Here is a 23,353-nt window from a genome sequence, read left to right as displayed (position 1 = left end):
CCAGGGGAGCCGTCCCGGATGAATGACCGTGCATGAGCCTGCAAGATAGCAGTTCAAGAGCATTTTTGTGACCCCTTGACGAGGCTTGCTCACATTCCGTGAGGTCAGCTGCGGGCGGCGCGTACGGCTGCGTACGCGTTGACCAGGCCCGCGCCGATCACGTTCTGCGTACCGCCGCAGGCGTCGGCCCGCTCCGCCGAACCGGTGCCGGCCGGCACGGCAGTGGCCGTGGCGCGCAGCAGTTGCCGGGTCCGATCCAGGTCGCCGACGAGATCCGGGTTGGCCGACCACATCAGCGCGACCACGCCCGCCACCTGGGGAGTGGCCATGGACGTGCCGTCGAGCGTGGCGTACCCGCCACCGGGCATCGCAGAGAGCACGTCCGCCCCGGGGGCCATCAGGTCCGGTTTGGCCACCCCGCCGGGCGCCGGGCCACGGGAGGAGAAGGCGGCGACCCGACGCTGCTGGTCCACCGCACCGACGGTGAGCACATCCGGGTACGGCGCGGGTGGGTCCTGTACCGAGCGGCAGAGCGGTCCACTGTTGCCGGCCGCCGCGACGACCAGGATTCCCGCCGCCTCCAACGCGTCCGTGGCCGGCCGTAGCGCCATCGGGTCGCAGCCCTCGATCGGCGGGCAGCCCCACGAGTTGGTCAGGATCTCCGGCGCCCGGGTCGGCCGTCCGTCGGTGAACGGGTCGCCGCCGGGCGGGAAGGGCGCCAGCATGAACTGGAGGCAGTCGAGGTAGGCCGCCGGATTGCCGAGGTTGCGGTCGAGGTTGACGCAACCCACCCAGTCCGCCCCGGGCGCGACGCCGATGCCGCCACGGCCGACCGCACTGCCCGTCGTGTGGGTGCCGTGCCCGCTGCGGTCGGTCGGCGTACGAGTGCCGTTCCACGGGTCGAACCAGGAGTCGTCGCCACCCCGGTAGTTCTCGGCCAGGGTCGGATGCCGCCCGTCGACCCCGGAGTCGGAGCTACCCACGGTCACCCCGGCTCCGGTGACCCGCAACTCGGACCAGACCCGGTCGGCACCGATCATGGTGATGTTCCAGGGCGGTCCCTGCGGTGCGGGCGCGTCACCGGCCGACGGCTCGGCGGGGGACGGCAGTGGGCGTAGCCGCTGGCTGACCAGCACCCGAGCCACTTCGGGCCGGCTGGTCAGCCAGGCCCGTACCGCCGGACCACCGTCCACCTCGATCGCGTTGACCAGGTAGTAGGGCCGGTGGTCCAGCCGCAGCCGGCGCAGCTCGCTGCGTAGGTCGACCTGCGTGCGCTCGGCGGTGGCGACCAGCCGCCGGTAGACCTCCCCGGCGCGGGCGTCCCGGCCTGCCTTACCGGTGCCGGCTGGCAGGTCGGCGAGATCGGCCTGTTCCCGCAGCAGCACGAAGAGCCGCTCGCCGTGCAGGCCGGGTTGGCCGGCCCCAACACCCACCGCGGCGACCGCGACCAGCAGGACCAGCGTGGTCAGCCCGGCCACCGCCGGGCGTGGCGGGCGCGCCGCCGGACGGGCCAGCAGCAGGCCGTACGCGAGCGCCAGAACGAGCGCGACGACGAGCCCGGCGCCGGCGGCCACCGCCACCCAGAACGGTACGTCCCGGGAACTGGCCAGCAGCAGACTGATCTCCTCCGGGTCGGTGAACGCCAGCGGGCCGAACACGGTGAGCCCGACCAGCCAGACGGTGGAGGTACGGCCGGCGATCCGGGGGTGTCGACCGGTCAGCGCGTGCAGCGCGGCCAGCGCGAAGCCCGCCGGTGGCAGCGCCACCAGCAGTGGCAACTGGGCACCGGACTGACCGGCGCCGGCGCCGACCAACAGCAGCACCACTCCCGCGGCCAGCCCGCCCAGCAGGACCAGTCGAGCCGGCCGGGGCGGCCCGCCGCCGGTGAAGTGGCCCCAGAACCGGGCATCGAGCAGTGCCGCCGCCAGCGCTCCGACGGCCGCTGCGGCCAGCCCGGCGAGGACGGTTTCCAGCAGGCCACCGAGCGCACCGAGCCAGACCCAGGGCACCAGCAGGGCCAGTCCGGCGGCCACGGCGAGCCGGGTCGCCACCGACAGTCGCAGGGCGGGTGGCCGCGCCACTTTCGGCGCCAGGTCGGCGGCGCCGGCCAGCCGTCTCGACACCTGCCTCGCCACCAGCGCCAGCAGTGCGGCCGTGGCGGCCAGCGCGGCGAGGTACGCCTCGTGGTGCACCGGGGGGATCGCCCGCAACAGCCCGAGTACGCCCAAGGCGAGCGTCCCGGCCAGCCACACCCGACCGGTGTCCCGGATCGCCGACGAGCGGGGCAGCATGGCCAGCGGCAGGGCGGTCGTACCGATCACGAGGACAGTGAGCAGGCTGATCAGCGGCCAGAGCAGCACCAGTCGATCCAGCGCAGTGATCAGCAGCACCTGGTCGATCGCCCACCCGCCGGTCTGGGACAGGATGGTGACTGCGACCGCCCAGCAGCCGACCAGGACCGCGGCGACGACCGCCCAGGGGCTGCTGGCACCGTCGGATGAGTAGTCCGCCCGCATCCGCACACAGTACGACGCAGGCGGCCCGCAGATCCGGCGCTGGCCAGGCGACGGCACCGAACGTCGTGGTGCGGCGGGACGGTTACCGTGGAGCGATGCGCGATCCACATGTTCCGCGATTCGTTGCCGGGCAGCTCTCGTCCTCCCGCCGGGCCAGCGACCTGCGCCGGCTGCGGGCCGAGCGCTTCGACGTGCTGGTCATCGGCGGAGGCGTGACCGGTGCGGGCGCGGCCGTCGACGCCGCGTCGCGGGGGCTGAAGGTGGCCCTGGTGGAGGCGCGGGACTTCGCGGCCGGCACCTCCAGCCGGTCCAGCAAGCTGATCCACGGCGGCCTGCGCTACCTGGAGCAGTTGGAGTTCAACCTGGTGCACGAGGCGCTGACCGAGCGCGGGCTGCTGGCCACCCGGTTGGCGCCGCACCTGGTACGCCCGGTGCCGTTCCTGGTGCCGCTGCCCGCCGGGGAGGGCGTACGCGGCCTGCCCGCCCGGATCATCCGGCGGGCCTACTACGGCGCCGGGGTGGCCGCGTACGACGCCTTCGCGGGTCTGTTCGGCGGTGGCCGGGGCATGCCACTGCACCGGCACCTGAGCCGGGAGGGCGCCCGCCGGGTCTTCCCGAGCCTGCGCGCCGAAGGGCTGGCCGGCGCAATCCGCTACTACGACGGGCAGGTGGACGACGCCCGGCTGGTGGTCACCCTGGCCCGCACCGCCGCGAGCCTGGGGGCGACCGTGGTGAGCAGTGCCCGGGCGGTCGGACTGATCCGGCAGGCCCGGGAGGTCACCGGGGTTCGGGTACGTGACCTGGAGGCACCGGCCGGTTCCCCGGACGCCGAGTTCGAGGTGCAGGCGCGATCGGTGATCGCCGCGACCGGGGTGTGGACCGACGACATGTCCCGGATGCTCAACGACGTCGGGTTGCGTCCGGGCATCCGGGTCCGGGCCTCCAAGGGCGTGCACCTGGTGGTGCCCCGCTCGGCGATCACCGGCGACACCGGGCTGATCCTGCGTACGGCGACCAGTGTGCTGTTCGTCATCCCGTGGGGCGGGCACTGGATCATCGGGACCACGGACACCGACTGGCGGCTGGACCGTTCCCATCCGGCGGCTTCCGCCAGCGATATCGACTACCTGTTGCGGCAGGTCAACGCGGTGCTGGACCGGCCGCTGACCACCGCCGACATCGAGGGCGTGTACGCCGGGCTGCGCCCGCTGCTGGCCGGCGAGGCGGACTCCACCTCCAAGCTCTCCCGGGAACACGCGGTCATCGAGCCGATGCTCGGCCTGCTGCTGGTCGCCGGGGGCAAGTACACGACGTACCGGGTGATGGCCGCCGACGTGGTCGACCGGGCCGTCCGCCGGCTGGGTTGGCAGCGGCCCTCGCGGACCGCCGACCTGCCGTTGCTCGGTGCCGACGGGTACGCGGCCATGTGGCGGGACCGGGCGGACCTGGCCCGCCGGCACGGGCTGCCCGTCGGAGTGGTGGAACACCTGCTCGAACGCTACGGCAGCCTGACCCTCGACCTGCTCGCCCTGATCGACGCCGATCCGCTGCTGGCCTCTCCGCTGGCCGGGGCGCCGGAGTACCTCGCCGCCGAGGTGACCTACGCGGCTCGGGCCGAGGGCGCGCTGCACCTGGAGGACGTGCTCACCCGGCGTACCCGGATCTCCTTCGAGACCACGCACCGGGGACTGGAATCGGCCGAGCACGCGGCCGAACTGATGGGCGCGGTGCTGGGGTGGGACGCCGACCGGCGGGCTCGCGAGGTGGCGCACTACCGGGCCCGGGTGACGGCCGAACGGCAGTCGCAGCTGATGCCGGACGACGCGACGGCCGACGCGGCCCGGCTCGGTGCACCGGACGTACGGGGTTACGCTGCCGACCGGGGGGCCGACGACGCCGGACTGCCGCGCTGAGGAGTCCACTTCGGGCATTGTTTGCGGTAGATGTCCACTTGACGGGTTACGCTCGCTACCTACGGTGGGGTAAGTTCCGCGCGTGATGGCGCTTTCCTGGTCACGGCTGGCTCACCTCTCCGCTACCGCCCTGCTGGCGGCTGCTCTCACCGGGTGTGCCCCGTTCGGCGATCAAGCTGAACAGGCGGCGCAATCGGGAGCGGCCGGCAACCGGGTGTCCGCCACCGGCGGTAAATACCGGGTCAGCCTGTTGCAGAACGAGGGCACGGACGGTCCACTGCGTACCTTGACCGTGGAGCCGGACGGGCGCTGGGAGTGCGTCGACTGTGCGGGCGACGGGGTGACCTCCACGGGTGCGCTGAGCCAGGAGCACCTGGACCGGTTGCAGCTCCTGCTCGCCGACCCGACATTGGTGATGGAGACCGACGAGGCGCGCGGTTACAAGGTCACCTGCATCGGCGCGCTGACCTCCAGCCTGTTGACGACCGCCGGGCTGATCACCTCGCAGGACTGCCCGGGGGAGGAGCGCCCGCCGGTGGCGGAGGAGATCCTGCTGCTGCTCACGCAGAACACGCCCGCGCAGCTCACCTCGTCGTAGGCGGCTCTCGGCTCAGAGCACCTTGCCGGGGTTGAGCAAACCGGCCGGGTCGAGCGCGGACTTGATCGCCTGGTGCACCCGTACGCCGACCGGCCCGATCTCCCGGGCCAGCCAGTCCCGCTTGAGCAGACCGACGCCGTGCTCACCGGTGCAGGTGCCGCCGAGATCCAGGCCGAGGCGGATGATCTCGTCGAAGGCCCGCCGGCCGCGTTCCAGGCTGGCCGGGTCGCTGCGGTCCACCACGATGTTGGGATGCATGTTGCCGTCGCCGGCGTGGCCGACGACACCGATCGGCACCGCGCACTCGGCCGCGATCCGGGCCACCCCGTCGAGGAGGGCGGCCAACGCGCCCCGGGGCACCGCCAGGTCGTCGATGATCAGGCCGCCGTTGCCGCCCGGGTACGTGTCGGCGGCGTACTTCTCCATCGCCGGATGCGCCAGCCGGCGAGCCTGCAACAGGGCGGTGGCCTCCGCCGCGTCGGTGGCCGCGTACACCTCGACGGCACCGGCCGCCGTGCAGACCGCCGCCAGTTCGGCCAGGTCCTCGGCGGCTCTGGGGCCGGTGTCGGCGGCGGCCAGCAGCAGCGCCTCGGCGTCGGTACGCAACCCCATCGGCCGGTACGCCTCGATCGCCACCAGATGGGTGCGGTCGAGCAGTTCGAGCAGGCTGGGGGAGAGGCCCTGAGCGGCGATGCGGGCCACCGCCTCGCCGGCCGCGCTGGTCGAGCCGAAGACGGCGACCAGGGTCAGCGACGCCGCCGGGGCGGGCCGCAGCGCCACGGTCACCTCGGTGATCACGCCGAGGGTGCCCTCGGACCCCACGAAAAGCCGGGTCAGGTCGTAGCCGGCCACCCCCTTGGCGGTACGTCGACCGGTGCGCAGCACCTCGCCGGAGGCGAGCACCACCTCCAGGCCGAGCACGTACTCGGTGGTGACGCCGTACTTGACGCAGCACATGCCGCCCGCGTTGGTGGCGACGTTGCCGCCGATGGTGGACGACTCCCACGAGCCCGGATCCGGCGGGTACCACAACCCCTGCCGGGCCACCGCCCCGCTGAGTGCCGCGTTGACCACGCCGGGCTGGACCACCGCGATCCGGCTCACCGGATCGATCTCCAGGATGGCGTCCATCGCCGTGGTGCTGAGCACCACCGCGCCGTCGACCGCGTTGGCCGCGCCCGCCAACCCGGTCCGCGCTCCCTGCGGCACCACGGGTACGCCGTACCGGCCTGCCGCGCGCATCACTGCGGCCACCTCGTCGGTGCTGCGTGGCCGGGTGACCACCAGTGGCGTGCCGGCCGCGCACAGGTCGGCCTCGTCCCGCTCGTACCCGCGCAGCAGGTCCGGATCGGTGAGCACCGCGTCCGGCCCGAGGGCGGCATGCAGGTCGTCGAGGAGTGGGGAGGCGGCCATGTCGCCGAGGCTACGGCCGGTCGCCGGTGATCATCAACTGAGCCGTTCCGCCGGGTACGGTGGCGGGCGTGATCTACCTGGACCGGCCGGCCTGGCCGGCGCGCGGCCGTCTCTGGTCACACCTGATCAGTGACGTCTCCCTCGCCGAGCTGCACGTGTTCGCCGAGGCGCTGGGTGCACCCCTGCGCGGCTTCGACCGCGATCACTACGACATTCCGGCCGACCGGTTCGCCATGGCGGTCTGGCTCGGTGCCGAGGTGCGCCCCAGCCGCGATCTGGTCCGCCTGCTGTACGACGCCAACCTCCGCCGCCCCAAACACCTCCACCGGGTACCGTCTCAGCCGATCAGTCGATCATGACGTCCCGGTCTCCGGACCGCAGATTGCCCAGTTCGCGGGCGAGGTTGGCCCGGGCCCGAGGCTCCCACTGGGAGGCCGGCGTCGGAAGACGGAAGATGGTGGGCAGGGCGAGCAGGTTGGTGAGGACCTGGGCGCGGCCGATCCGGTAGTCGGCCGGCGGCACGTGGGCGTACTCCTGGCGAATCGCGGTCGCGTACCGGTCGTACTCCGGCTCGGGTGCGGCCAGCACGGCCAGGTCGGCGTCGCAGAGCAGCACCCCGTCCGCGTCCGCCGGGTCCACCCGGTGCCCCGCGGTGAGCAGGACCAGCCGGCGTACCTCGGTCACCTCGGGGTCGGGCAGCCCGGCACGGGTGAGCAGCGTGCCGGCGAGTGCGGCGCTGTCGCGTTCGTTGCGGTCGCCCGGTGCCCGAGGGTCGTACACCGCGTCATGGCACCAGGCGGCGAGCCGGACCAGGTCCGGTCGCGGCCCTGCCGAGGCGTACCGGTCGACGACGTCGAGCACGGCGGCCAGGTGGTCGACCGTGTGGTATCGCCGATGCGGCTCCCGCCACCGTTCGAGCAACTCGGTCCCGACTGCCTCGATCGCCGCCGGTTCGGCCGCGCCGGCTGCCCGGACGGCTGCTCGCCACCGTTCGATCAACCCCGCCATCCGGCCAGTCTGCCGTACCGCAGCCGGTCCGGGCGGCCGACGTCGCCCGGCCCTGCCGTCCCCGACGGAGTGATTTGGGACGGCGGCACCGCTGCGAGAGGATTGTCCCGGCGTGCGGCGGGTAGTCGCGGCCATGGCGGTGGCCCGGGACCGACTATTTCGGCTGCTGCGCCGTGACCGGACGCGAGACAGCCGGTCTGACGTGGACTCGACGCGAATCGCCGAGACCGTGGCGCAGGTGCGCCAACGGGGCAAGGACACCTTGCAGGACCGCCTGCACCGGGTCCGGATGTCGCTCGCCCTGGCCATGCAGGCGGGTCTCGCGGCCGGGCTGAGCTGGGTGGCCGCGCACGAGGTGCTGGGCAACCCGCAGCCGGTCTTCGCCCCGATTGCCGCCGTGGGCACCCTCGCCGTCTCGGTGGGTCAGCGGTTCCGCCGGACCGTGGAGCTGATCGTCGGAGTCGCGGCCGGCGTGGCGATCGGTGATGTCCTCGTCCACTTCCTCGGCACCGGCCCGTGGCAGCTCGCGCTGATCGTCACCGTGGCCATCCTGTTGACGATCTTCGCCGGCGGCAGCGTCGGCATCGTCATCCAGGCCGCGGCCACCGCGGTGCTGATCGTGACCCTCAGCCCGTCGGTCGAAGCCCTGGAGATCCCCCGGTTCGTCGACGCGTTCGTCGGCGGTGGTATCGCGTTGGTGGTCACCGCGATCCTGCTGCCGCTCAATCCGTTGCGAGTGCTCAACCGGGCCGCCCGACCCGCCCTGGACCTGCTCGCCGACCAACTCAACGCCACCGCCGACGGGCTGCGCGAGCGGGACCGGGAGAAGGTTCAGGCCGCGCTGGACCGGCTGCGCGACAACAAGGACGAGTTGAACACCCTCACCGAGGCGATCGAGGGAGCCAAGGAGACCGCCCTGCTCTCCCCGGCGCGCTGGCACCGGCGCGACGAACTCGCCCCCTATGCCGAAGCGGCCGACCCGATCGATCGGACGATGCGCAACAGCGGCACCCTGATCCGGCGCGCGGTCACCCTGATCGAGGACGCCGAGCCGATACCGGAACCGATGCCGCAGGCGGTCGATCATCTCGCCGAGGCGGTCCGCCTCCTCAAGCGCGAGTTCGCCCAGTGCGAGGAGCCCCAGCAGGCCCGGGAGCGCTCGCTGTGCGCGGTCAGCGAGGCCGGTCGGGCGTACGCCGAGGGGGTCGGCTTCTCCGGCAGCGTCGTGGTGGCCCAGGTGCGTACCGCTGCCAGCGACCTGATGGTGGCCTCGGGGATTAGTCAGGAGGAGGCCAACCGACTGGTTCGGCAGTCCTTCGGTGAGACCGAACGGCCGGGTGCGCCGGCCGGCCCGGAGCCGGAAGTGAAGCGGCCCACCGCGCCGCCGGTCGGCTGAGCGCCGGAGGCCGCCGTTGCCGCCGATGCGCCCGGCCCGGCGAGCCGGACATGACTACGCTGACCGCATGGCCGACACCCCGTCCGGCGAGCCCCTGCCGCCGTCGCCGCCCGTGCCCGCCGCACCGCCCGGGGGCAGCGGGGACCCCGGAATGCCGCGCCGCCGGCTCGGTTGGCGGCGTGCCCTGGTGCTGAGCGGGGCGATCCTGCTGATCGCGGCCAGTGCGATCTTCATGCTCTTCACCCTCGGCACCAACCTTGGCGCGGAGGCGTTGCTGATCGGCACCGCCGCAGCGATCCTGCCGGTGCCGGTGCTGGTGGCCTGTTTCCTGTGGCTGGACCGGTACGAACCGGAGCCGCTCAAATACCTGATCTTCTGCTTCGGCTGGGGTGCCTTCGTCTCCACCGCCGCGTCCCTGCTGGTCAACGAGACCGCCGCCGGGTGGTTCGAGGATCAGGGTCTGCCGGTCGCACTCACTGCGGTGCTGGTCGCTCCCTTCATCGAGGAACTGACCAAGGCGATCGGCCCGATCCTGCTGCTGCTGTTCCGGCGTCGGGAGTGGTCCGGGATCACCGACGGCCTGGTTTACTGCGGGCTGTCCGCGATCGGGTTCGCGATGGTGGAGAACATCCTCTACCTCGGCGGGCACGGGTACGCCTCGGGTGCGGAGCAGTACGGTCCGGCCACCGGTGCACAGCAGGTGATCGCCATCTTCATCGTCCGGATCCTGCTGTTCGGCTTCGCCCATCCCCTGTTCACCGCGATGACCGGCATCGGGCTCGGCATCGCCGCTCGTACGGCCGACCGCCGGGTCCGGGTGCTCGCCCCGATCGCCGGTCTGCTGCTGGCGATGATGCTGCACGGGGCGTGGAACCTGATCCCGACGCTCACCCAGGCCACCGGCCAGGTGTTGATCTCGCTCTTCGGCTTCGTCGGTGTGATGATGCCGATCTTCTTCGGCATGGTCGGTCTGGCGGTGTGGCTGCGGGCCTGGGAAGGTCGCCTCACCGAGCGGATCCTGCCGGACTACGTCCGGGCCGGTTGGCTCACCCCTCCGGAGGTGGCGGCGCTGAGCAGTCTCGGCCGGCGGCACGCGGCCCGGGCCTGGGCCCGGCGGGTGGCCGGCGACGCCGGCCTGCGCGCCATGCGCGGCTACCAGTTCGCGGCGACCCGGCTGGCGCTGCTGCGCGACGGCGCGCTGCGAGGGCTGGACCGTCGACCCGTCGACCGGGAACAGACGGCACGGGAGGAACGGGAGCTGTTGGACTCGATCAGCGCGTACCGGTCGTTCTTCGTGGGACGGGACCCGCAGGCGCCGGTCGGCGTCTGGGACGGTCACCGCTATCACCTGCGGTTTCCGGACGGCTCGCAGCGGGTGGTGGAGGCGCCGGAGGAGCCGGTGGTCCCGATCCCGGTCGTGCTCGCCGCACCCCCGCCGCCTCCGCCCTACCCGGGCTACCCCCCGCCGGGCTGGTACGGGCCCCGCCCGACGGCACCCTGGCCACCGCACCGCTGACCGGTCCACCGAAGGTTCGCCGGTCAGCCCGGTCACCGACGGTTGCCGGTCAGACCGGCGCGGTCAGGTCATCAGGCTGGTGAGGAAGTCGCCGAATCCCTGGGCCATCATCACCAGGGCGCCCCCGATCGCCTTGAACATCTGCGCGGCGCCCTCGGGCCGGAACGCCATGAAGTAGATCAGGAACGCGAGGCTTCCCCAGGCCAGCACCTTCTTTACGAATACCGGCATCGTCCCTCCCCAGGGCCGGTGGTGCGGTTGGCTTCCCGCCGGGGAGCGTGGCAAACGACGCGGACGGTGTCAGTGCGGGTGCGTGGGCCGGCCGGTCGGCATGCCAGCTGGGTGCACGGGCCGTGCCGGATCGACTCAGAGGTACAGCCCGGTGGCGTCCTCCTCGACCCGCTCGGCCGCCACCGCGTGCACGTCGCGCTCGCGCAGCAGCACGTAGCCACGCCCGTGCAGCTCGACCTCCGAGCGGTCGTCGGGATCGAAGAGCACCCGGTCGCCGGAGACGATGGAGCGCACGTTCGGCCCGACTCCTACCGCGGTGGCCCAGGCCAGGCGCTTACCCACGGCTGCGGTGGCCGGGATCACGATGCCGGCGGTGGAGCGGCGCTCGCCCTCGCTCCCCTCCACCCGCACCAGGACGCGGTCGTGCAGCAGCCGGATGGGCAGGCCGGAGTCGAGGTTATGGTCGGCTGTCACGCCGCAGACGCTACCGTGTCGTTCCCGGCAAGCCGCCGGTGGTCTGCGGTTCACCGGGCCGTCGGCGGGGCAATGTGTGGTGAAACCTGACCTACTGTCGAGTCGCCGGGCGTATCCTGTCCGACCTGGCGCCGTGCACGGGCCGAATTCTGCCGGGAGGTGCGCTTGAGCCGATTCGAGCGGTTACGCGGGCGGCTGCGTCGTGCGTACGAGTCGGGCCGGGAAACGGTCCGCGCCGCGCGCAGTACGCCGCCTTATGTGCCGAAGCCCGCCCGGGCGGCTACCCCGGAGGAACCGGGGCCGCCGGCGCCGCCGGCCGCCACCGTGGTCGGCGCGGAGCCCTCCCCGGCCCTGCACAACTCCACCGCCAGCCGCGACGACGCCGACGTGCCGCACGCGTTGCGTATCGCCGCCGCCTGGTCGTGGCGGCTGATCGTCGTCGGCGTGGTGTTCTGGGCGTTGGTGAAGCTGGTCAGCACCATCAGCATCGTGATCATTCCGCTCGCGGTGGCGATGCTGCTCTCGGCGTTGCTGGCGCCGGCGGTGGGCTGGCTGTTGCGGGCCCGGCTGCCGAAGTCGCTGGCGACCGCCGTGGTGCTGGTCGCCGGGCTCGCCGCGGTGATCGGCACGCTGACCCTGGTGGTGAACGAGTTCATCAAGGGCGTGCCGGAACTGGCCGCGAAGTCGAGCCAGGGCCTGCAACAGATCCAGGACTGGCTGAAGACCGGGCCGCTGCACCTGTCGGACAACGACCTCGACCGCTATCTCGAAGAGGCCCAGCAGTGGGTCAACAACAACACCGAGCAGTTCACCAGCGGGGCACTTTCCACCGCGACGACCCTGGCCGAGGTGCTGACCGGCACGATCCTGGTGCTGTTCGCGGCATTCTTCTTCCTGCGTGACGGCAATCTGATCTGGCGCTTCCTGGTCCGGCTGCTGCCGGTCGCCGCTCGCTGGAAGGTCGACGACGCCGGTCGCGCCTCCTGGGCCACTCTGGTCGCCTACGTACGGGCGACGGTGCTGGTCGCCTTCATCGACGCCGTGGGCATCGGCGTCTTCCTGGTCATCTTCGACATCCCGTTCGCCTTCCCGCTGGCCGCCCTGGTCTTCCTCGGTGCGTTCATCCCGATCATCGGAGCGACGCTCTCCGGCGGCGTGGCGGTGCTGGTCGCCCTCGTCGACAGCGGACCGGTGACCGCGCTGATCATCCTCGGCGTGGTGATCGGGGTGCAGCAGGTCGAGGGGCACGTCCTCCAGCCGTTGATCATGGGTCGGGCGGTGGCCATCCACCCGCTTGCGGTGATCATCGGGCTGGCCGCCGGTGTGGTGCTCGCCGGCATCACCGGCGCGCTGGTCGCGGTACCGCTGATCGCGGTGCTCAACACCGCGGTACGTCGGCTCGCCGCCCGTACCGTTCCCGACACCCCGCCCGACGCGGTCGTCGTCGCCGCCCGCGCGCCCTGACCCCGGCCCTGCTCCGGCTGGTCGGTCAGCTGCCGGCCAGTCGGGTCAGCGCTCCCCGGACCACCTCGGGTCGGGTGGTGTACCAGAACGGCGGCAGCGAGCGGCGCAGGAACGGGCCATAGCCACGGGCGGACTCCAAGCGCGAGTCGAGCACGGCGACCACGCCACGATCGCCGGTGGCCCGGATCAGCCGGCCGACGCCCTGCGCCAGCCGGACCGCCGCGATGGGAACACTGACTGCGGCGAACCCGGATCCGCCCTGCGCGTCCACCGCCGCCGCCCGTGCGGCGGCCAGCGGCTCGTCGGGCCGGGGAAAGGGCAGCCGGTCGATCACGACGAGTTGGCACGAGTCACCCGGCACGTCCACCCCCTGCCACAGGGACATCACCCCGAACAGGCAGCTCGACTGGTCCTCACGGAACCGGCGGACCAGCAGCGGCAGGGCCTCCTCGCCCTGCAACAGCACCGGAAGGTCGGTGCGGGCGCGTAGCAGCTCCGCCGCCTGGGTGGCGGCCCGCCGGGAGGAGAACAGCCCGAGAGTACGACCGCCCAGGGCGGTGACCAGCGAAAGCAACTCCTCCCCGGCCGCGTCGGGCAGCCCGGAGACGCTGGGGCGAGGCAGGTGCGCGGCCACGTAGAGGATCCCCTGCCGGGGGTAGTCGAACGGGGAGCCGACGTCCAGCGAACGCCAGCCCGGCCCCGAGTCGGCGGCCCGGCTGTGGGAATCCTGACCGCTGCCGCCGGTCGGTGGGGTGCCGCCTGGTCGGACGCTCGCCGCGGCGAGTGCCTCGGCGGCCGGTGACGGCGGGCTGGGCGCCGGCGCGTCGAGGCCCAGCGCTCGGGCCACCGTGTCGAAGCGACCGCCCAGCGCGAGCGTGGCCGAGGTGGCGACCACCGTCCGCTCGTCGTAGAGGTGGGTGGCGAGCGTACCGGCGACCGAGAGGGGCGCCACCACCAGCGCCCGCCGGCCGGTGTTGTCGTTGCGTTCCACCCAGGCGACGTCGTGCTCCGCCTCCTCCAGCAGCCGCTGGGCAGTGGTGGACATTTCGTCGAGGACGGCCTTGGCCTGCTGCTTGCGGACCGGGTCAGGGTCGTCGGCCTTGATCTCGCCGATGGCGTCCAGGGCTGCGCGGGTCGCGGCGTCCAGCAGCGTGCAGGCCTCGCGCAGCGGGTCCGGCAGGCCGCTGGTGATCCGCCCGACCGGGGCCTCGGCCAGCCCGACCGCGAGGGCGTCGCCGGCCTCGGTCAGCGCCTCCGCCGTCTCCGGACGCAGCAACGGGCGGGCCCGCCGGGCGGACCGGTCGATCAGCTCCGGGGTCAGCTCCGCCTGCGCCGCCGAGGAGACCCGGTCGGCCAGCTCGTGGGCCTCGTCGACGATCAACAGCCGGTGCGGCGGAACGATGTGCCGCCCGGCGATCATGTCGACCGCGAGCAGGCTGTGGTTGGTGACCACGATGTCGGCTTCCCGGGCCCGAGCGCGGGACGCCTCCGCGAAGCACTCCGCGCCGTACGGGCAGCGGGTCGCGCCGACGCATTCGCGGGCCGGCATGGAGACCAGTCGCCAGGCCTGATCGTCGACGCCCGGATCGAGTTCGTCGCGGTCACCGGTGTCGGTCTCCAACGCCCAGTCCCGCAGGCGCTGGATCTGCTTGCCGAGCCGGCCCGCCTCACCGAGCCAGCGGGTGCCGCCACTCGGCTGCTCGGTCGGGGCGTCGAAGAGGGTGTCCGCCGGCTCGTCCTCGGTCGAGTTCTCCAGCCGGGCCAGACACAGATAGTGGTGCCGGCCCTTGAGCACCGCGTACGTCGGGCGTCGGCGTAGCAGTGGCTCGACGGCGTCGGCGAGCCGGGGCAGGTCGTGCTCGACCAGTTGGGACTGCAACGCCAGGGTGGCGGTGGAGATCACCACTGGGCCGTCGACGGTGAGTGCGGGGGCGAGGTAGGCCAGCGACTTGCCGGTGCCGGTGCCCGCCTGCACCAGCAGGTGCTCACCGGAGGCCACGCACTCCTCGATCGCCGTGGCCATCTGCTGCTGGCCCGGACGGGCGGAGCCGCCGGGTACCGCGCCGACCGCGGCGGCCAGCAACTCGGCTCCACCCGGTCGATCGCCGGATCGACGGGCCCGGGTGCGGGTCGAGGCGGGGCCGGCGGCGGTGCGGGGCGGGGTCACCGTGGCACGGTACCCGTCGGGGCCGACGTGGGCCGTACCGATCGGGCCGTGTTGCGGTCCACGCAGCGGATGTCGCCCGCTCGTCCGGTAACTTCCCGACGGCGCCACTTGGGCGTAATCGGCTAGGGTGCGACTCATGCCGAGCGACGTGGTCCGTGTGATCTACCGCAAGTACGACGGCAGCGCCCACCGGGACTATCCGGCCCGTCGGCTGGCAGAGGACGACCTCGGAATCTGGCTCGGCGTACCCACCGGCACCAGCTCGGTCTATCACGGCCGTCCCTCGGTGGAGCAGATTCCCTTCGTCCTACTGGTGCCGCACCAGGCCTGGTGGACGGGCATGTTCAACCCGCCGCCGCGCACCAGCGAGGTCTACTGCGACATCGCCACCCCGGCGCGCTGGGAGGGCGAGGAGACCGTACACCTGATCGACCTGGACCTGGACGTGGTCCGCCGCCGGGAGACCGGCCTGGTCGAGTTGCGCGACGAGGACGAGTTCGCCGAGCACCGGGCCCGCTTCGGCTACCCGGACGAACTGGTGGTCGAGGCCGAGGCGGCGGCACGTTGGCTGCTCACGGCGTTGGGTGACGGCACGGAGCCGTTCGCCACGTCGTACCGTAAGTGGCTCGCTCTGGTGCTCTGACCTGGCGATCGGCCGGGCCCTGCCGGGCCGCTGGCCAGATCCCGGTCGGCTTGCCGCTCATCTGCGCGGACACCGAGCGGATGCGCGGGCGGCGGGTGATGATGCAGCGATGGAGCACGACGGCGTGAGACGTTCGACACCCCGGCTCCCGGGTGTCCACCGCCCGCTTCCCGACATCGTGCGGGAGCGGCTGCGGAGGGCGGTGGGACTGATGAAGGTGAACGGAAGTTGAACGAGCGGTGAATGGCACCTGGCCAGGGGTGGGCCGCCGAATCGCCGGTCGAACCGTTCCCTAGCATTCCCTCAGCAGAGCGCCGGACAGCGCGCTGACACCCCTTCCGCCGACACGACGAGGTCCGTGCTGTGAAGTTTTCCTTCCGCCCCAACGAGGGCGCCTTCTACGAGCTCTTCACCAGGGCCGCGCAGAACCTGGTCCGGGGTACCGAGCTGCTCAACGAACTTGCCCTGCCCGATGTCGAGGTGCAGTCGGTCAGCGAACGGCTCACCGAGGTCGAGCACGACAGCGACAAGATCACACACGAGCTGTACAAGAAGATCAACTCGACCTTCGTCACCCCGTTCGACCGGGAGGACATATACCGGCTCGGCTCGCTGCTCGACGACGTGATGGACCACCTGGAGGCGGTGGGCAACCTGCTCTACCTCTACGGGCTGACCAAGCTGCCGTCGCTGCCGCGGGAGATGCACGAGTTGGTGAACGTGCTGGACCAGCAGGCGAAGCTGACCGCCGAGGCGATGCCCCGACTCAAGTCGATGAAGGATCTCGAGGACTACTGGATCGAGATCAACCGGCTGGAGAACGACGGCGACCAGGCGTACCGGATGCTGCTGGTGCGGCTCTTCTCCGGCGAGTACGACGCGTTGACCGTGCTGAAGATGAAGGAGGTCGCCGACGAACTGGAGGCCGCCTGCGACTCCTTCGAGCACGTGGCCAACACCGTCGAGACCATCGCGGTCAAGGAGTCCTGATCCGGTGACTGTGACTCCCGAGCTCATCGCGGTGCTGGCGGTGATCGGGGTAGCCCTGGTGTTCGACTACACCAACGGCTTCCACGACGCTGCCAACGCGATCGCGACAAGCATCTCCACCCGGGCGTTGACACCACGGGTGGCCCTGGGCATGGCGGCGATCGGCAACTTCATCGGCGCGCACTTCGGCGCCGAGGTCGCCAAGACCGTCGGCAGCGGCCTGGTCGAGCTGCCGACCGGGGTGTCCAGCCTCGGCATCGTCTTCGCCGGCGTGATCGGCGCGATCGTCTGGAACCTCATCACCTGGTACTTCGGGCTGCCCTCGTCGTCCTCGCACGCCCTGATCGGTGGTCTGGTCGGCTCGACCGTCGCGGCGTCCGGCACGGTGCTCTGGAAGGGCATCGGCGAGAGCGTGATCATCCCGATGATCCTGTCGCCGATGGTCGGTTTCATCCTCGGCTACATCGTGATGATCGGTGTGCAGTGGCTGTTCCGCAACGGGCACCCGGGCAAGCTCAACCGGGGCTTCCGGTGGGCCCAGACCGCCTCCGCGGCGGCCATGTCGGTCGGTCACGGCATGCAGGACGCGGCCAAGACCATCGGCATCGTGGTGCTGGCCCTCTTCGTCGGCGGCTACCAGAGCGACCCGACCCACATCCCGGAGTGGGCGTTCTGGACCTCGGCCGCCGTGCTGGCCGCCGGTACCTACGCCGGTGGGTGGCGGATCATCCGCACCCTCGGTCGGAAGATCATCGACCTGCGCCCGCCGGAGGGCTTCGCGGCTGAGACGGTGGCCAGCGGCGTGCTCTACTTCAACGCCCTCGTCCTCGGTGCTCCCATCTCGACCACCCACACGATCACCTCGGCGATCATGGGTGTGGGTGCCACCAAGCGGCTTTCCGCCGTGCGCTGGGGCGTGGCCGGCAACATCGTCGGTGCCTGGATCCTGACCTTCCCGGCCGCCGGCTCGATCGGCGCCCTGATGTATTTCCTGGTCCGCCCCCTGTTCAGCTGAGCGGTAAGGAAGGGCCCCCTGTTAACGCCTCGCGTAGTACAGGGGGCCCCTCTTAACACAGAGCAGCACCTCAGAGGTACGAGACGCCGATCTGGGCGCGAACCTCGTCGAGCAGCCCCATGATCTCCAGCGTGGCGGAGTGCGGCACCAGCGGACTCTCGGTCAGCCCCTCGGCCAGGCAGCGTTGCACCTCGATGGCCTCGTGCTGGTAACCCGAGCCGACCAGCTCGGCGGTGAACGTTTCGGTTTCGGCGCCGTCCCGGTGCAGGTGGAAGGCGTCCGGCCGGAAGAACGGCTCGGGCAGGTCGATCCGTCCGGCGGTGCCGGTGATCGACGCGGTGAGCCCGGTCGCGCCGACCATGCCGCAGCTCAACGTGGCGACCGCTCCCGAGTCGTACCCGAGGATCAGGCCGGTGTTCTCGTCGGTGCCTTCCGGGCCCAGCTTCGCCCACGAGCGCACATGTTGCGGTGCACCGAGCAGCAGGTGGGCCAGGCTCACCGGATAGATGCCGAGATCCAGCAGGGCGCCGCCGCCAAGCGCGCGGGCCCGCATCCGATGCTCGGGCGGGAACGGGCCGGCCACGCCGAAGTCGGCCCGGAGGCTGGTCACCGTCCCGATCGCGCCGTCCGCGATCAGCTCGCAGACCCGCAGGATGAGCGGGTTGCAGCGCATCCACATCGCTTCCATCAGGAAGACCCCGGCCGCGCGGGCGGTGTCGACCAGTTCGGTGCTGGTGGCCAGGTCGAGGGTGAACGGCTTCTCCAGCAGCACCGGACGGCCGGCGGCCAGGCAGGTGCGGGCCGCGTCGTAGTGCGCGACGTGCGGGGTGGCCACGTAGACGACGTCCAGGTCGGTGTCGGCCGCCAGTTCCGCCCAGGAGGCGTACGCCCGGGCAGCGCCGTGCCGGTCGGCGAAGCGCTGCGCGCTCTCGGCGGTTCGTGAGCCGACCGCGACCAGTTCGGCCCCCGGCACCAGCCGGAGGTCCTCGGCGAAGCGGGCGGCGATGTGGCCGGTGGCCAGGATGCCCCAACGAGTCATGGCGTGACGCTACCGAAGATCACCAAAGTGTTGTACGGCTGATCCACCGGTCGGGACCGGGGCGTACCTGGTCGGCGGGTCGCCCCGGCTAGGCTGCTGGACGATGACGACCGACCGTGGCTACCCGGCCCCGCCCGCGCTGGTGGAGCATGCTCGCCGATTCTGGACCAGTGGCGACCGACCGCCGGTGCCCCGGGTGGCGGCGACCGTGCTGCTGCTCCGCCCGGCCGGGGAGGGCTTCGAGGCGTACCTGATCCGCCGGGTCGCCGCGATGGCCTTCGGCGGCATGTACGCCTTCCCCGGCGGCGGGGTCGACCCCTCCGACTCCACCACCGGAGTCGACTGGGCGGGCCCGGAGCCGGCGAGCTGGGGCGCGGCGCTCGCCCTGGCACCGGACGCCGCGCAGGCGGTCGTCTGTGCGGCGGCCCGCGAGGTCTTCGAGGAGGCCGGGGTGCTGCTCGCCGGGCCGGACGCGAGCCGGGTCGTCGGTGACGTCAGCGACGACGGTTGGGAACTCGCCCGCGCCGATCTGGAGCAGCGTCGTACCGGCTTCGCCGAACTGCTCTCCGGACGCGGGCTCACCCTCCGGTCGGACCTGCTGCTGCCGTGGAGTCGGTGGGTGACGCCGGAGTTCGAGCCGCGCCGGTTCGACACGTACTTCTTCGTGGCCCTGCTACCCGAGGGGCAGCGGACCCGGGACGTCTCCGGGGAGGCCGACCACACCCTCTGGATCCGGCCCGCCGACGCCTGCGACCGGGCCAGGGCCGGTGAGCTGAGCATGCTCCCGCCCACCCTGGTCACGCTCGGTGAGGTGGCCGCCTGCCCGGATCTCGAAGCGGTGGCACGAGCCGCCTCGGCCCGGGACGCGGCCACACCGATCACCCCCCGGCTGGACCTGTCCGACCCGGACGATCCCCGGTTCCACCTGACCTGAGCGCCGCTGCGGCTCAGTCGAGCTGGTAGTTCACATGGGCGGACCAGCGGGCGAAGCCGAGCCGCTCGTAGAGCGCCATGGCCGCGGTGTTCGACTCGTCGACGTAGAGCATCACCCGGTCCAGGCCGCGCTGTTGATGTAGGTACGTCAGTCCCGCCGTGGTCAGTGCCCGGCCCAGCCCGCCGCCGTGCGCCGACGGATCCACACCCAGCACGTACACCTCACCGATACGGGCCGAGCCGGGCCGCTCGTGCACCTTCGTCCAGTGGAAGCCGAGCAGTCGGCCGGTCGCCGAAGAGACCGCGAGCAGGAAGCCGGCCGGGTCGAACCACGGCTCGGCGAGCCGGACCCGCAGATCGTCGGCGCTCCACCGGCCCTGCTCGGGGTGGTCGGCGAAGGCCCGGGCGTTGAGCGCCAGCCAGGCTTCGTCGTCGGTGCCGGGGCGGAACGCGCGCAGGGTCACCCCGTCGGGCAGGTGGGGTTCGTGCTGCGGTGCGGTGAGTGGCCGGCGTAGTTGCCAGAGCACGCGGGCGCGACGGAAGTCGAGGTCGACGGCGAGTGCCGCGGCCGAGGGGTGGTCGCCGTGCGCCCACGCCCGTAGTGGCCGGTCAGCGCTGGCGAGGACCTGCCGCGCCAACGCCCGGCCGGTGCCGCGCCGACGGTACGCCGGATGCACCACGAGCCCGACCCCGACACCCGATCCCGGGTCGGAGGTGTCGAGGTGGGCGTACCCGGTCAACGTCCCGTCGGCGGAGCGGGCGAGAAGGTGGATCGCCGGGGCGTGCTCGTCGCGGAGTCGAAGCAGGATCTGTTCGTCCAGCGGATCGGCGCCGTCGGTGTCGCCGGCTGCCCCGGCGAGCGTGACGACGTCGGCGATCCGCGCGGGATCGAGCCGGTCCAGCCGGCTCACCTGGTCGCTGGTCGGCTGCGTATTGGTCATGCTCGCGCTCCAGGGGCGCCGGTCTGCGTTCGCTCGCTCATCGGAGGAACGGTATCCGGAGGGACGGATGGGCCGGGAGGTCCCTCACGTCCCACGCTTCGGCAACGCGTGGAGGTGGAACCGGGCGGTCAGCTCGGGCAGGATGCGGTAGAGCGCGTTGACGGTGCCCTGCCGGTCACCGCCGGCGTCGTGCAGCAGGACGATCGATCCGGGCTGTGCCTCGGCCAGCACCACCGAGGCGATCTGGGCCGCGCCGGGCGCCTGCCAGTCCGCGGGGTCGAGGGTCCAGTGCAGCGGCGTCATCCCCAGGTCGCGGGAGACGGAGATGACCGGGTACGTCCAGGCGCCACCGGGCTGCCGGTACCAGGTGACAGGTGCGTCCGGTACGGCGGCGTGGATCGCGGCATTGGTACGCAGCAGGTCGTCCCGGATGCGTTCCGGTGACCGGGCGCCCAGGCTCACGTCATGGTCCCAGCTGTGATTGCACAGCGTGTGACCCTCGGCGACGATCTGCTGGACGAGCCACGGGTAGGCCTGGGCGTTCTGGCCGACCACGCAGAAGGTCGCCGTCACCTGGTACTCGCGCAGCAGTGCGAGCACCTGCGGGGTGTAGTCCGGGTTCGGGCCGTCGTCGAAGGTGAGCGCCACCTCGTTGGTGCCGGTGCTCAGCCGGGTGCCCATCGGACCGAAGTTCGGGTCCGCTGACAGCCCGTCGAGGCGCTCCGACCCGGCCGAAGGGCTGGCGGTCGGTTGGTCGGCATCGGCCGATGGCGACTGGTCGGCGTACTCGGGATGATCCGCGCCGGTGGCGGTGACCGCTGAGTCGCGGCGCGGTGGATCGGGCACCAGGCTCCGGCCGAGCAGGTACGCCGAGCCGAGTACCGCCGTCACGACGAGCGTGATGATGCCGATCACTCGGCTCGTGCCTCCGTGGTAACCACGCACCGCTGCCCCTCCCGTCGGCCAACTTGGCAGTCACCATAAGACTGTCGGATTGGCCCAAAAGGGGCATATGTGAAATTAACCCTCGACGGTGACGGGTCGTGCGGTGAGGGGGGCCGGGTCGGCGGTGTCGGCCAGCGCGTTCCGCGAGGACGGGACGACGAACTTGTAGCCCACCTGCCGTACCGTGCCAATCATCGACTCGTACTCCGAGCCGAGCTTGGCCCGCAGCCGTCGGACGTGCACGTCGACCGTCCGGGTGCCGCCGAAGTAGTCGTACCCCCAGACCTCGCGCAGCAGCTGGTCCCGGGTGAAGACCCGGCCCGGGTGCTGGGCGAGGAACTTGAGCAGCTCGAACTCCTTGTAGGTCAGGTCCAGCGGGCGGCCCTTGAGCTTCGCGGCGTAGGTGTCCGGGTCGATCATCAACTCGCCCGCCCGGATGGAGCCGCCGACACCGGCGGTCGCGTTGCTGAGCCGACCGACCGCGAGCCGCAGTCGGGCCTCGACCTCGGCCGGACCGGCGGAGGCGAGGATGACGTCGTCCACCCCCCAGTCGGCGTTCAACGCGATCAACCCGGCCTCGGTCACCACCGCCACCAGCGGTACGCCGAGCCCGGTCGCGTGCAACATCCGGCAGGTGGCCCGTGCCTCGCTCAACTCGGAGCGGGCGTCGACCAGGGCGGCGTCCGGGCTCGGGCCGGCGACCAGGGTGCGGACATCGCGAGGTGCGGTGCGCACCGAATGTGGCAGCAGGTCCAGTGCCGGTAGCACTGCGGAAGGTTCGCCTGCTCGTGCGGTCACCAGCAGTAGGATCTCCACGATCACCTCCGTCCCGGCGGCCCCGTGCGGCCGCGCGCGACCAGCGGCACTCCTTGGCGGATATGGCGCTGGGAACATCCGTGGGTCCCGGCGTCGCTGACGGGCGGGTTTCGGCTTGAGCGTAACGGATTGCCTGCGTAGGGCCCCGACGTGATTTCCCGTTTGCCCCATCTGCCCCCTATTGCGGTCCAGGTTTTAACCTGGCGGAAACCGTGGCACCCGCGATTTGCGATCGGTCTGGCACGATCGGTGGGTGTTTCCCTCCAGCTCACCCGAGACCGGCCGCGAGCCGTGGGCGGACGACCCGTCCCCGGCCGGTGGTGCGGCACCGTCGACCGGCCCGGCCGTGGAGCACGACGAACGGCGTCGCTCCGGCGGCCCGCGACGCCTGCGTCGCGGCGGCTCGGCACGACGCTCCGACGAAGCGCTCGACGGTGACGACGAGGAGGAGGCGGAGCCGCCGGTCGAGGTGAGCCGGCAACTTTCGCTCGCCGTCGCCGGGTTCGCCGCGCTGCTCGGGCTCGGCCTGGTCCTCGGTGCGTACACGTCCGGGCCCGATCACCGGCTGCCCTTCACGATCGTGGTGCTCACCGTGCAGCTGCTGTTCGTACTGGGTTGGACGATGGTCACCCGGCCACCAGCCCTGGCGGTGGTGCTCGGCGTGGGCACCCTGACCGCGTTGGCGGCCGACGTGGTGGCCGTACGCAGTGCCGAGGCCCGGCTCGCGCCGCTGCTCTACATCGCGATCGGCGCGGTACTCGCCGCGGTGTTCGGTCAACTGGTCCGCCGGGTGGATCGGGTCCGGGTCACCGACTCGCTGCGGACCACCGCCACCATCATGTTCGGGGCGATCGCCTTCGCGATGCTGATCGTGCTCAGCCGGATCCCCGCCGGCACCCAGGCGATCGTCGTCTGCCTGACCGCGAGCGCGGTCGCGGTGGCGGTCGCCCGAGCGGCCGACGCCGTCGCCGCCTGGCCGCGACTCGCACCCCAGGTGCCCCGGGGCGCAGCGGGTGTGGTCGGCGGGGCGATGGTCGGTACGTTGGTCGGCGCGGTGCTCGGCAGCTACCTGGTGACCCCGTTCACCCCGACCCGGGCCGCGATCCTCGGTCTGGTCGCGGCGGTCGTCGCCGTGCTGGCCGACCTCGCCGTCAGCTACGCCGAAGCCGGCCGGCTGATGGCGGGCGAACTGCCCACCGTGTGGGCGGCGCGTTACGTGCAGGGGCCGTTGGGCGCCTTCGCGATGACGGCACCGGCCGCGTATCTGATGTGCCGGCTCCTGCTGTGAGCGGCCTCCCCGGCGCGGACGGTGGTTGAGTAATTCGGGCTCCGGGT

Annotated in this window: 21 protein-coding genes; 11 read left to right on the top strand and 10 right to left on the bottom strand. The window is 72.0% G+C overall.

From position 1 onward, the window contains the following. Positions 1 to 104: 104 nt before the first annotated feature. On the bottom strand, positions 105 to 2,516 hold the full coding sequence (locus tag AB0M35_RS10440; protein WP_363743783.1) for a S8 family serine peptidase: 2,412 nt from the start codon (positions 2,514 to 2,516) through the stop codon (positions 105 to 107). A gap of 95 nt (positions 2,517 to 2,611) precedes the next feature. On the opposite strand from AB0M35_RS10440, the gene AB0M35_RS10435 reads away from it, so the two are divergent. Together AB0M35_RS10435 and AB0M35_RS10430 are read left to right on the top strand one after the other, a co-directional pair. Next, a complete protein-coding gene (locus AB0M35_RS10435) occupies positions 2,612 to 4,429 on the top strand; it encodes a glycerol-3-phosphate dehydrogenase/oxidase (protein ID WP_363743782.1) in 1,818 nt (605 codons plus the stop codon). An 85-nt stretch (positions 4,430 to 4,514) separates the two neighbouring features. Then, complete coding sequence (locus AB0M35_RS10430) at positions 4,515 to 5,027, top strand: hypothetical protein (RefSeq protein WP_363743846.1); 513 nt, start codon at positions 4,515 to 4,517, stop codon at positions 5,025 to 5,027. A 12-nt stretch (positions 5,028 to 5,039) separates the two neighbouring features. On the opposite strand, the gene AB0M35_RS10425 is transcribed toward AB0M35_RS10430, so the two are convergent. Beyond that, positions 5,040 to 6,440: an FAD-linked oxidase C-terminal domain-containing protein gene (locus tag AB0M35_RS10425; RefSeq protein ID WP_363743781.1), complete on the bottom strand. Its 1,401-nt coding sequence runs from the start codon at positions 6,438 to 6,440 to the stop codon at positions 5,040 to 5,042. Positions 6,441 to 6,508: 68 nt separating this feature from the next. On the opposite strand from AB0M35_RS10425, the gene AB0M35_RS10420 reads away from it, so the two are divergent. After that, a complete protein-coding gene (locus tag AB0M35_RS10420) occupies positions 6,509 to 6,799 on the top strand; it encodes a DUF4031 domain-containing protein (protein WP_363743779.1) in 291 nt (96 codons plus the stop codon). Here the strand turns inward: AB0M35_RS10420 and AB0M35_RS10415 are convergent. After that, a complete protein-coding gene (locus AB0M35_RS10415; protein WP_363743777.1) occupies positions 6,786 to 7,448 on the bottom strand; it encodes a metal-dependent phosphohydrolase in 663 nt (220 codons plus the stop codon). The genes AB0M35_RS10420 and AB0M35_RS10415 overlap by 14 nt on opposite strands. A gap of 139 nt (positions 7,449 to 7,587) precedes the next feature. Between AB0M35_RS10415 and AB0M35_RS10410 the strand changes: the two genes are divergently transcribed. Then, the gene (locus tag AB0M35_RS10410; protein ID WP_363743844.1) at positions 7,588 to 8,844 is read left to right on the top strand and encodes an FUSC family protein; all 1,257 of its coding nucleotides are present in this window, start codon (positions 7,588 to 7,590) and stop codon (positions 8,842 to 8,844) included. A 25-nt stretch (positions 8,845 to 8,869) separates the two neighbouring features. Next, positions 8,870 to 10,360 carry a PrsW family intramembrane metalloprotease gene (locus tag AB0M35_RS10405; RefSeq protein WP_363743842.1) on the top strand — a complete coding sequence of 497 codons (1,491 nt, stop codon included), beginning with the start codon at positions 8,870 to 8,872 and terminating at the stop codon, positions 10,358 to 10,360. A 63-nt stretch (positions 10,361 to 10,423) separates the two neighbouring features. Here AB0M35_RS10405 and AB0M35_RS10400 read toward each other — a convergent pair whose 3' ends face one another. After that, positions 10,424 to 10,591, bottom strand: a complete 168-nt coding sequence (locus tag AB0M35_RS10400; protein ID WP_013736159.1) for a hypothetical protein — start codon at positions 10,589 to 10,591, stop codon at positions 10,424 to 10,426. A gap of 135 nt (positions 10,592 to 10,726) precedes the next feature. Further along, complete coding sequence (locus tag AB0M35_RS10395; RefSeq protein ID WP_363743775.1) at positions 10,727 to 11,065, bottom strand: co-chaperone GroES; 339 nt, start codon at positions 11,063 to 11,065, stop codon at positions 10,727 to 10,729. Between the two features lie 165 nt (positions 11,066 to 11,230). Here AB0M35_RS10395 and AB0M35_RS10390 point away from each other — a divergent pair, with 165 nt between their 5' ends. Next, entirely contained in the window at positions 11,231 to 12,529 is a 1,299-nt protein-coding gene (locus AB0M35_RS10390; protein ID WP_363743773.1) for an AI-2E family transporter, read from the top strand. Between the two features lie 25 nt (positions 12,530 to 12,554). Here AB0M35_RS10390 and AB0M35_RS10385 read toward each other — a convergent pair whose 3' ends face one another. Further along, the gene (locus tag AB0M35_RS10385; RefSeq protein WP_363743771.1) at positions 12,555 to 14,696 is read right to left on the bottom strand and encodes an ATP-dependent DNA helicase; all 2,142 of its coding nucleotides are present in this window, start codon (positions 14,694 to 14,696) and stop codon (positions 12,555 to 12,557) included. Between the two features lie 136 nt (positions 14,697 to 14,832). Here AB0M35_RS10385 and AB0M35_RS10380 point away from each other — a divergent pair, with 136 nt between their 5' ends. The 3 genes from AB0M35_RS10380 to AB0M35_RS10370 all read left to right on the top strand — a co-directional run bounded on the left by AB0M35_RS10380 (position 14,833) and on the right by AB0M35_RS10370 (position 17,344). Then, a complete protein-coding gene (locus AB0M35_RS10380; RefSeq protein WP_363743769.1) occupies positions 14,833 to 15,339 on the top strand; it encodes a DUF402 domain-containing protein in 507 nt (168 codons plus the stop codon). Positions 15,340 to 15,702: 363 nt separating this feature from the next. Next, entirely contained in the window at positions 15,703 to 16,329 is a 627-nt protein-coding gene (locus tag AB0M35_RS10375) for a DUF47 family protein (RefSeq protein ID WP_102659458.1), read from the top strand. A gap of 10 nt (positions 16,330 to 16,339) precedes the next feature. Next, positions 16,340 to 17,344: an inorganic phosphate transporter gene (locus tag AB0M35_RS10370; protein ID WP_013736153.1), complete on the top strand. Its 1,005-nt coding sequence runs from the start codon at positions 16,340 to 16,342 to the stop codon at positions 17,342 to 17,344. Positions 17,345 to 17,414: 70 nt separating this feature from the next. Here AB0M35_RS10370 and AB0M35_RS10365 read toward each other — a convergent pair whose 3' ends face one another. Next, the gene (locus AB0M35_RS10365; protein WP_363743767.1) at positions 17,415 to 18,383 is read right to left on the bottom strand and encodes a Gfo/Idh/MocA family oxidoreductase; all 969 of its coding nucleotides are present in this window, start codon (positions 18,381 to 18,383) and stop codon (positions 17,415 to 17,417) included. A 103-nt stretch (positions 18,384 to 18,486) separates the two neighbouring features. Between AB0M35_RS10365 and AB0M35_RS10360 the strand changes: the two genes are divergently transcribed. After that, a complete protein-coding gene (locus tag AB0M35_RS10360) occupies positions 18,487 to 19,317 on the top strand; it encodes an NUDIX hydrolase (RefSeq protein ID WP_363743765.1) in 831 nt (276 codons plus the stop codon). A gap of 13 nt (positions 19,318 to 19,330) precedes the next feature. On the opposite strand, the gene mshD is transcribed toward AB0M35_RS10360, so the two are convergent. The 3 genes from mshD to AB0M35_RS10345 all read right to left on the bottom strand — a co-directional run bounded on the left by mshD (position 19,331) and on the right by AB0M35_RS10345 (position 22,018). Then, a complete protein-coding gene (gene mshD / locus AB0M35_RS10355) occupies positions 19,331 to 20,257 on the bottom strand; it encodes a mycothiol synthase (protein WP_363743763.1) in 927 nt (308 codons plus the stop codon). Positions 20,258 to 20,341: 84 nt separating this feature from the next. After that, positions 20,342 to 21,172, bottom strand: coding sequence for a polysaccharide deacetylase family protein (locus tag AB0M35_RS10350; protein ID WP_363743762.1), 831 nt, complete (start codon positions 21,170 to 21,172; stop codon positions 20,342 to 20,344). A gap of 105 nt (positions 21,173 to 21,277) precedes the next feature. Then, positions 21,278 to 22,018, bottom strand: coding sequence for a response regulator transcription factor (locus AB0M35_RS10345; RefSeq protein WP_363743760.1), 741 nt, complete (start codon positions 22,016 to 22,018; stop codon positions 21,278 to 21,280). A 253-nt stretch (positions 22,019 to 22,271) separates the two neighbouring features. On the opposite strand from AB0M35_RS10345, the gene AB0M35_RS10340 reads away from it, so the two are divergent. Next, complete coding sequence (locus AB0M35_RS10340; protein ID WP_363743758.1) at positions 22,272 to 23,306, top strand: hypothetical protein; 1,035 nt, start codon at positions 22,272 to 22,274, stop codon at positions 23,304 to 23,306. Positions 23,307 to 23,353 lie beyond the last annotated feature (47 nt).

Origin of the sequence: Micromonospora sp. NPDC051196, from assembly GCF_040682415.1 — a bacterium.
Classification (GTDB): Bacteria; Actinomycetota; Actinomycetes; order Mycobacteriales; family Micromonosporaceae; genus Micromonospora.
Note: the sequence above shows the minus strand (reverse complement) of the source record. Positions and strands in the feature narration are given on the sequence as shown.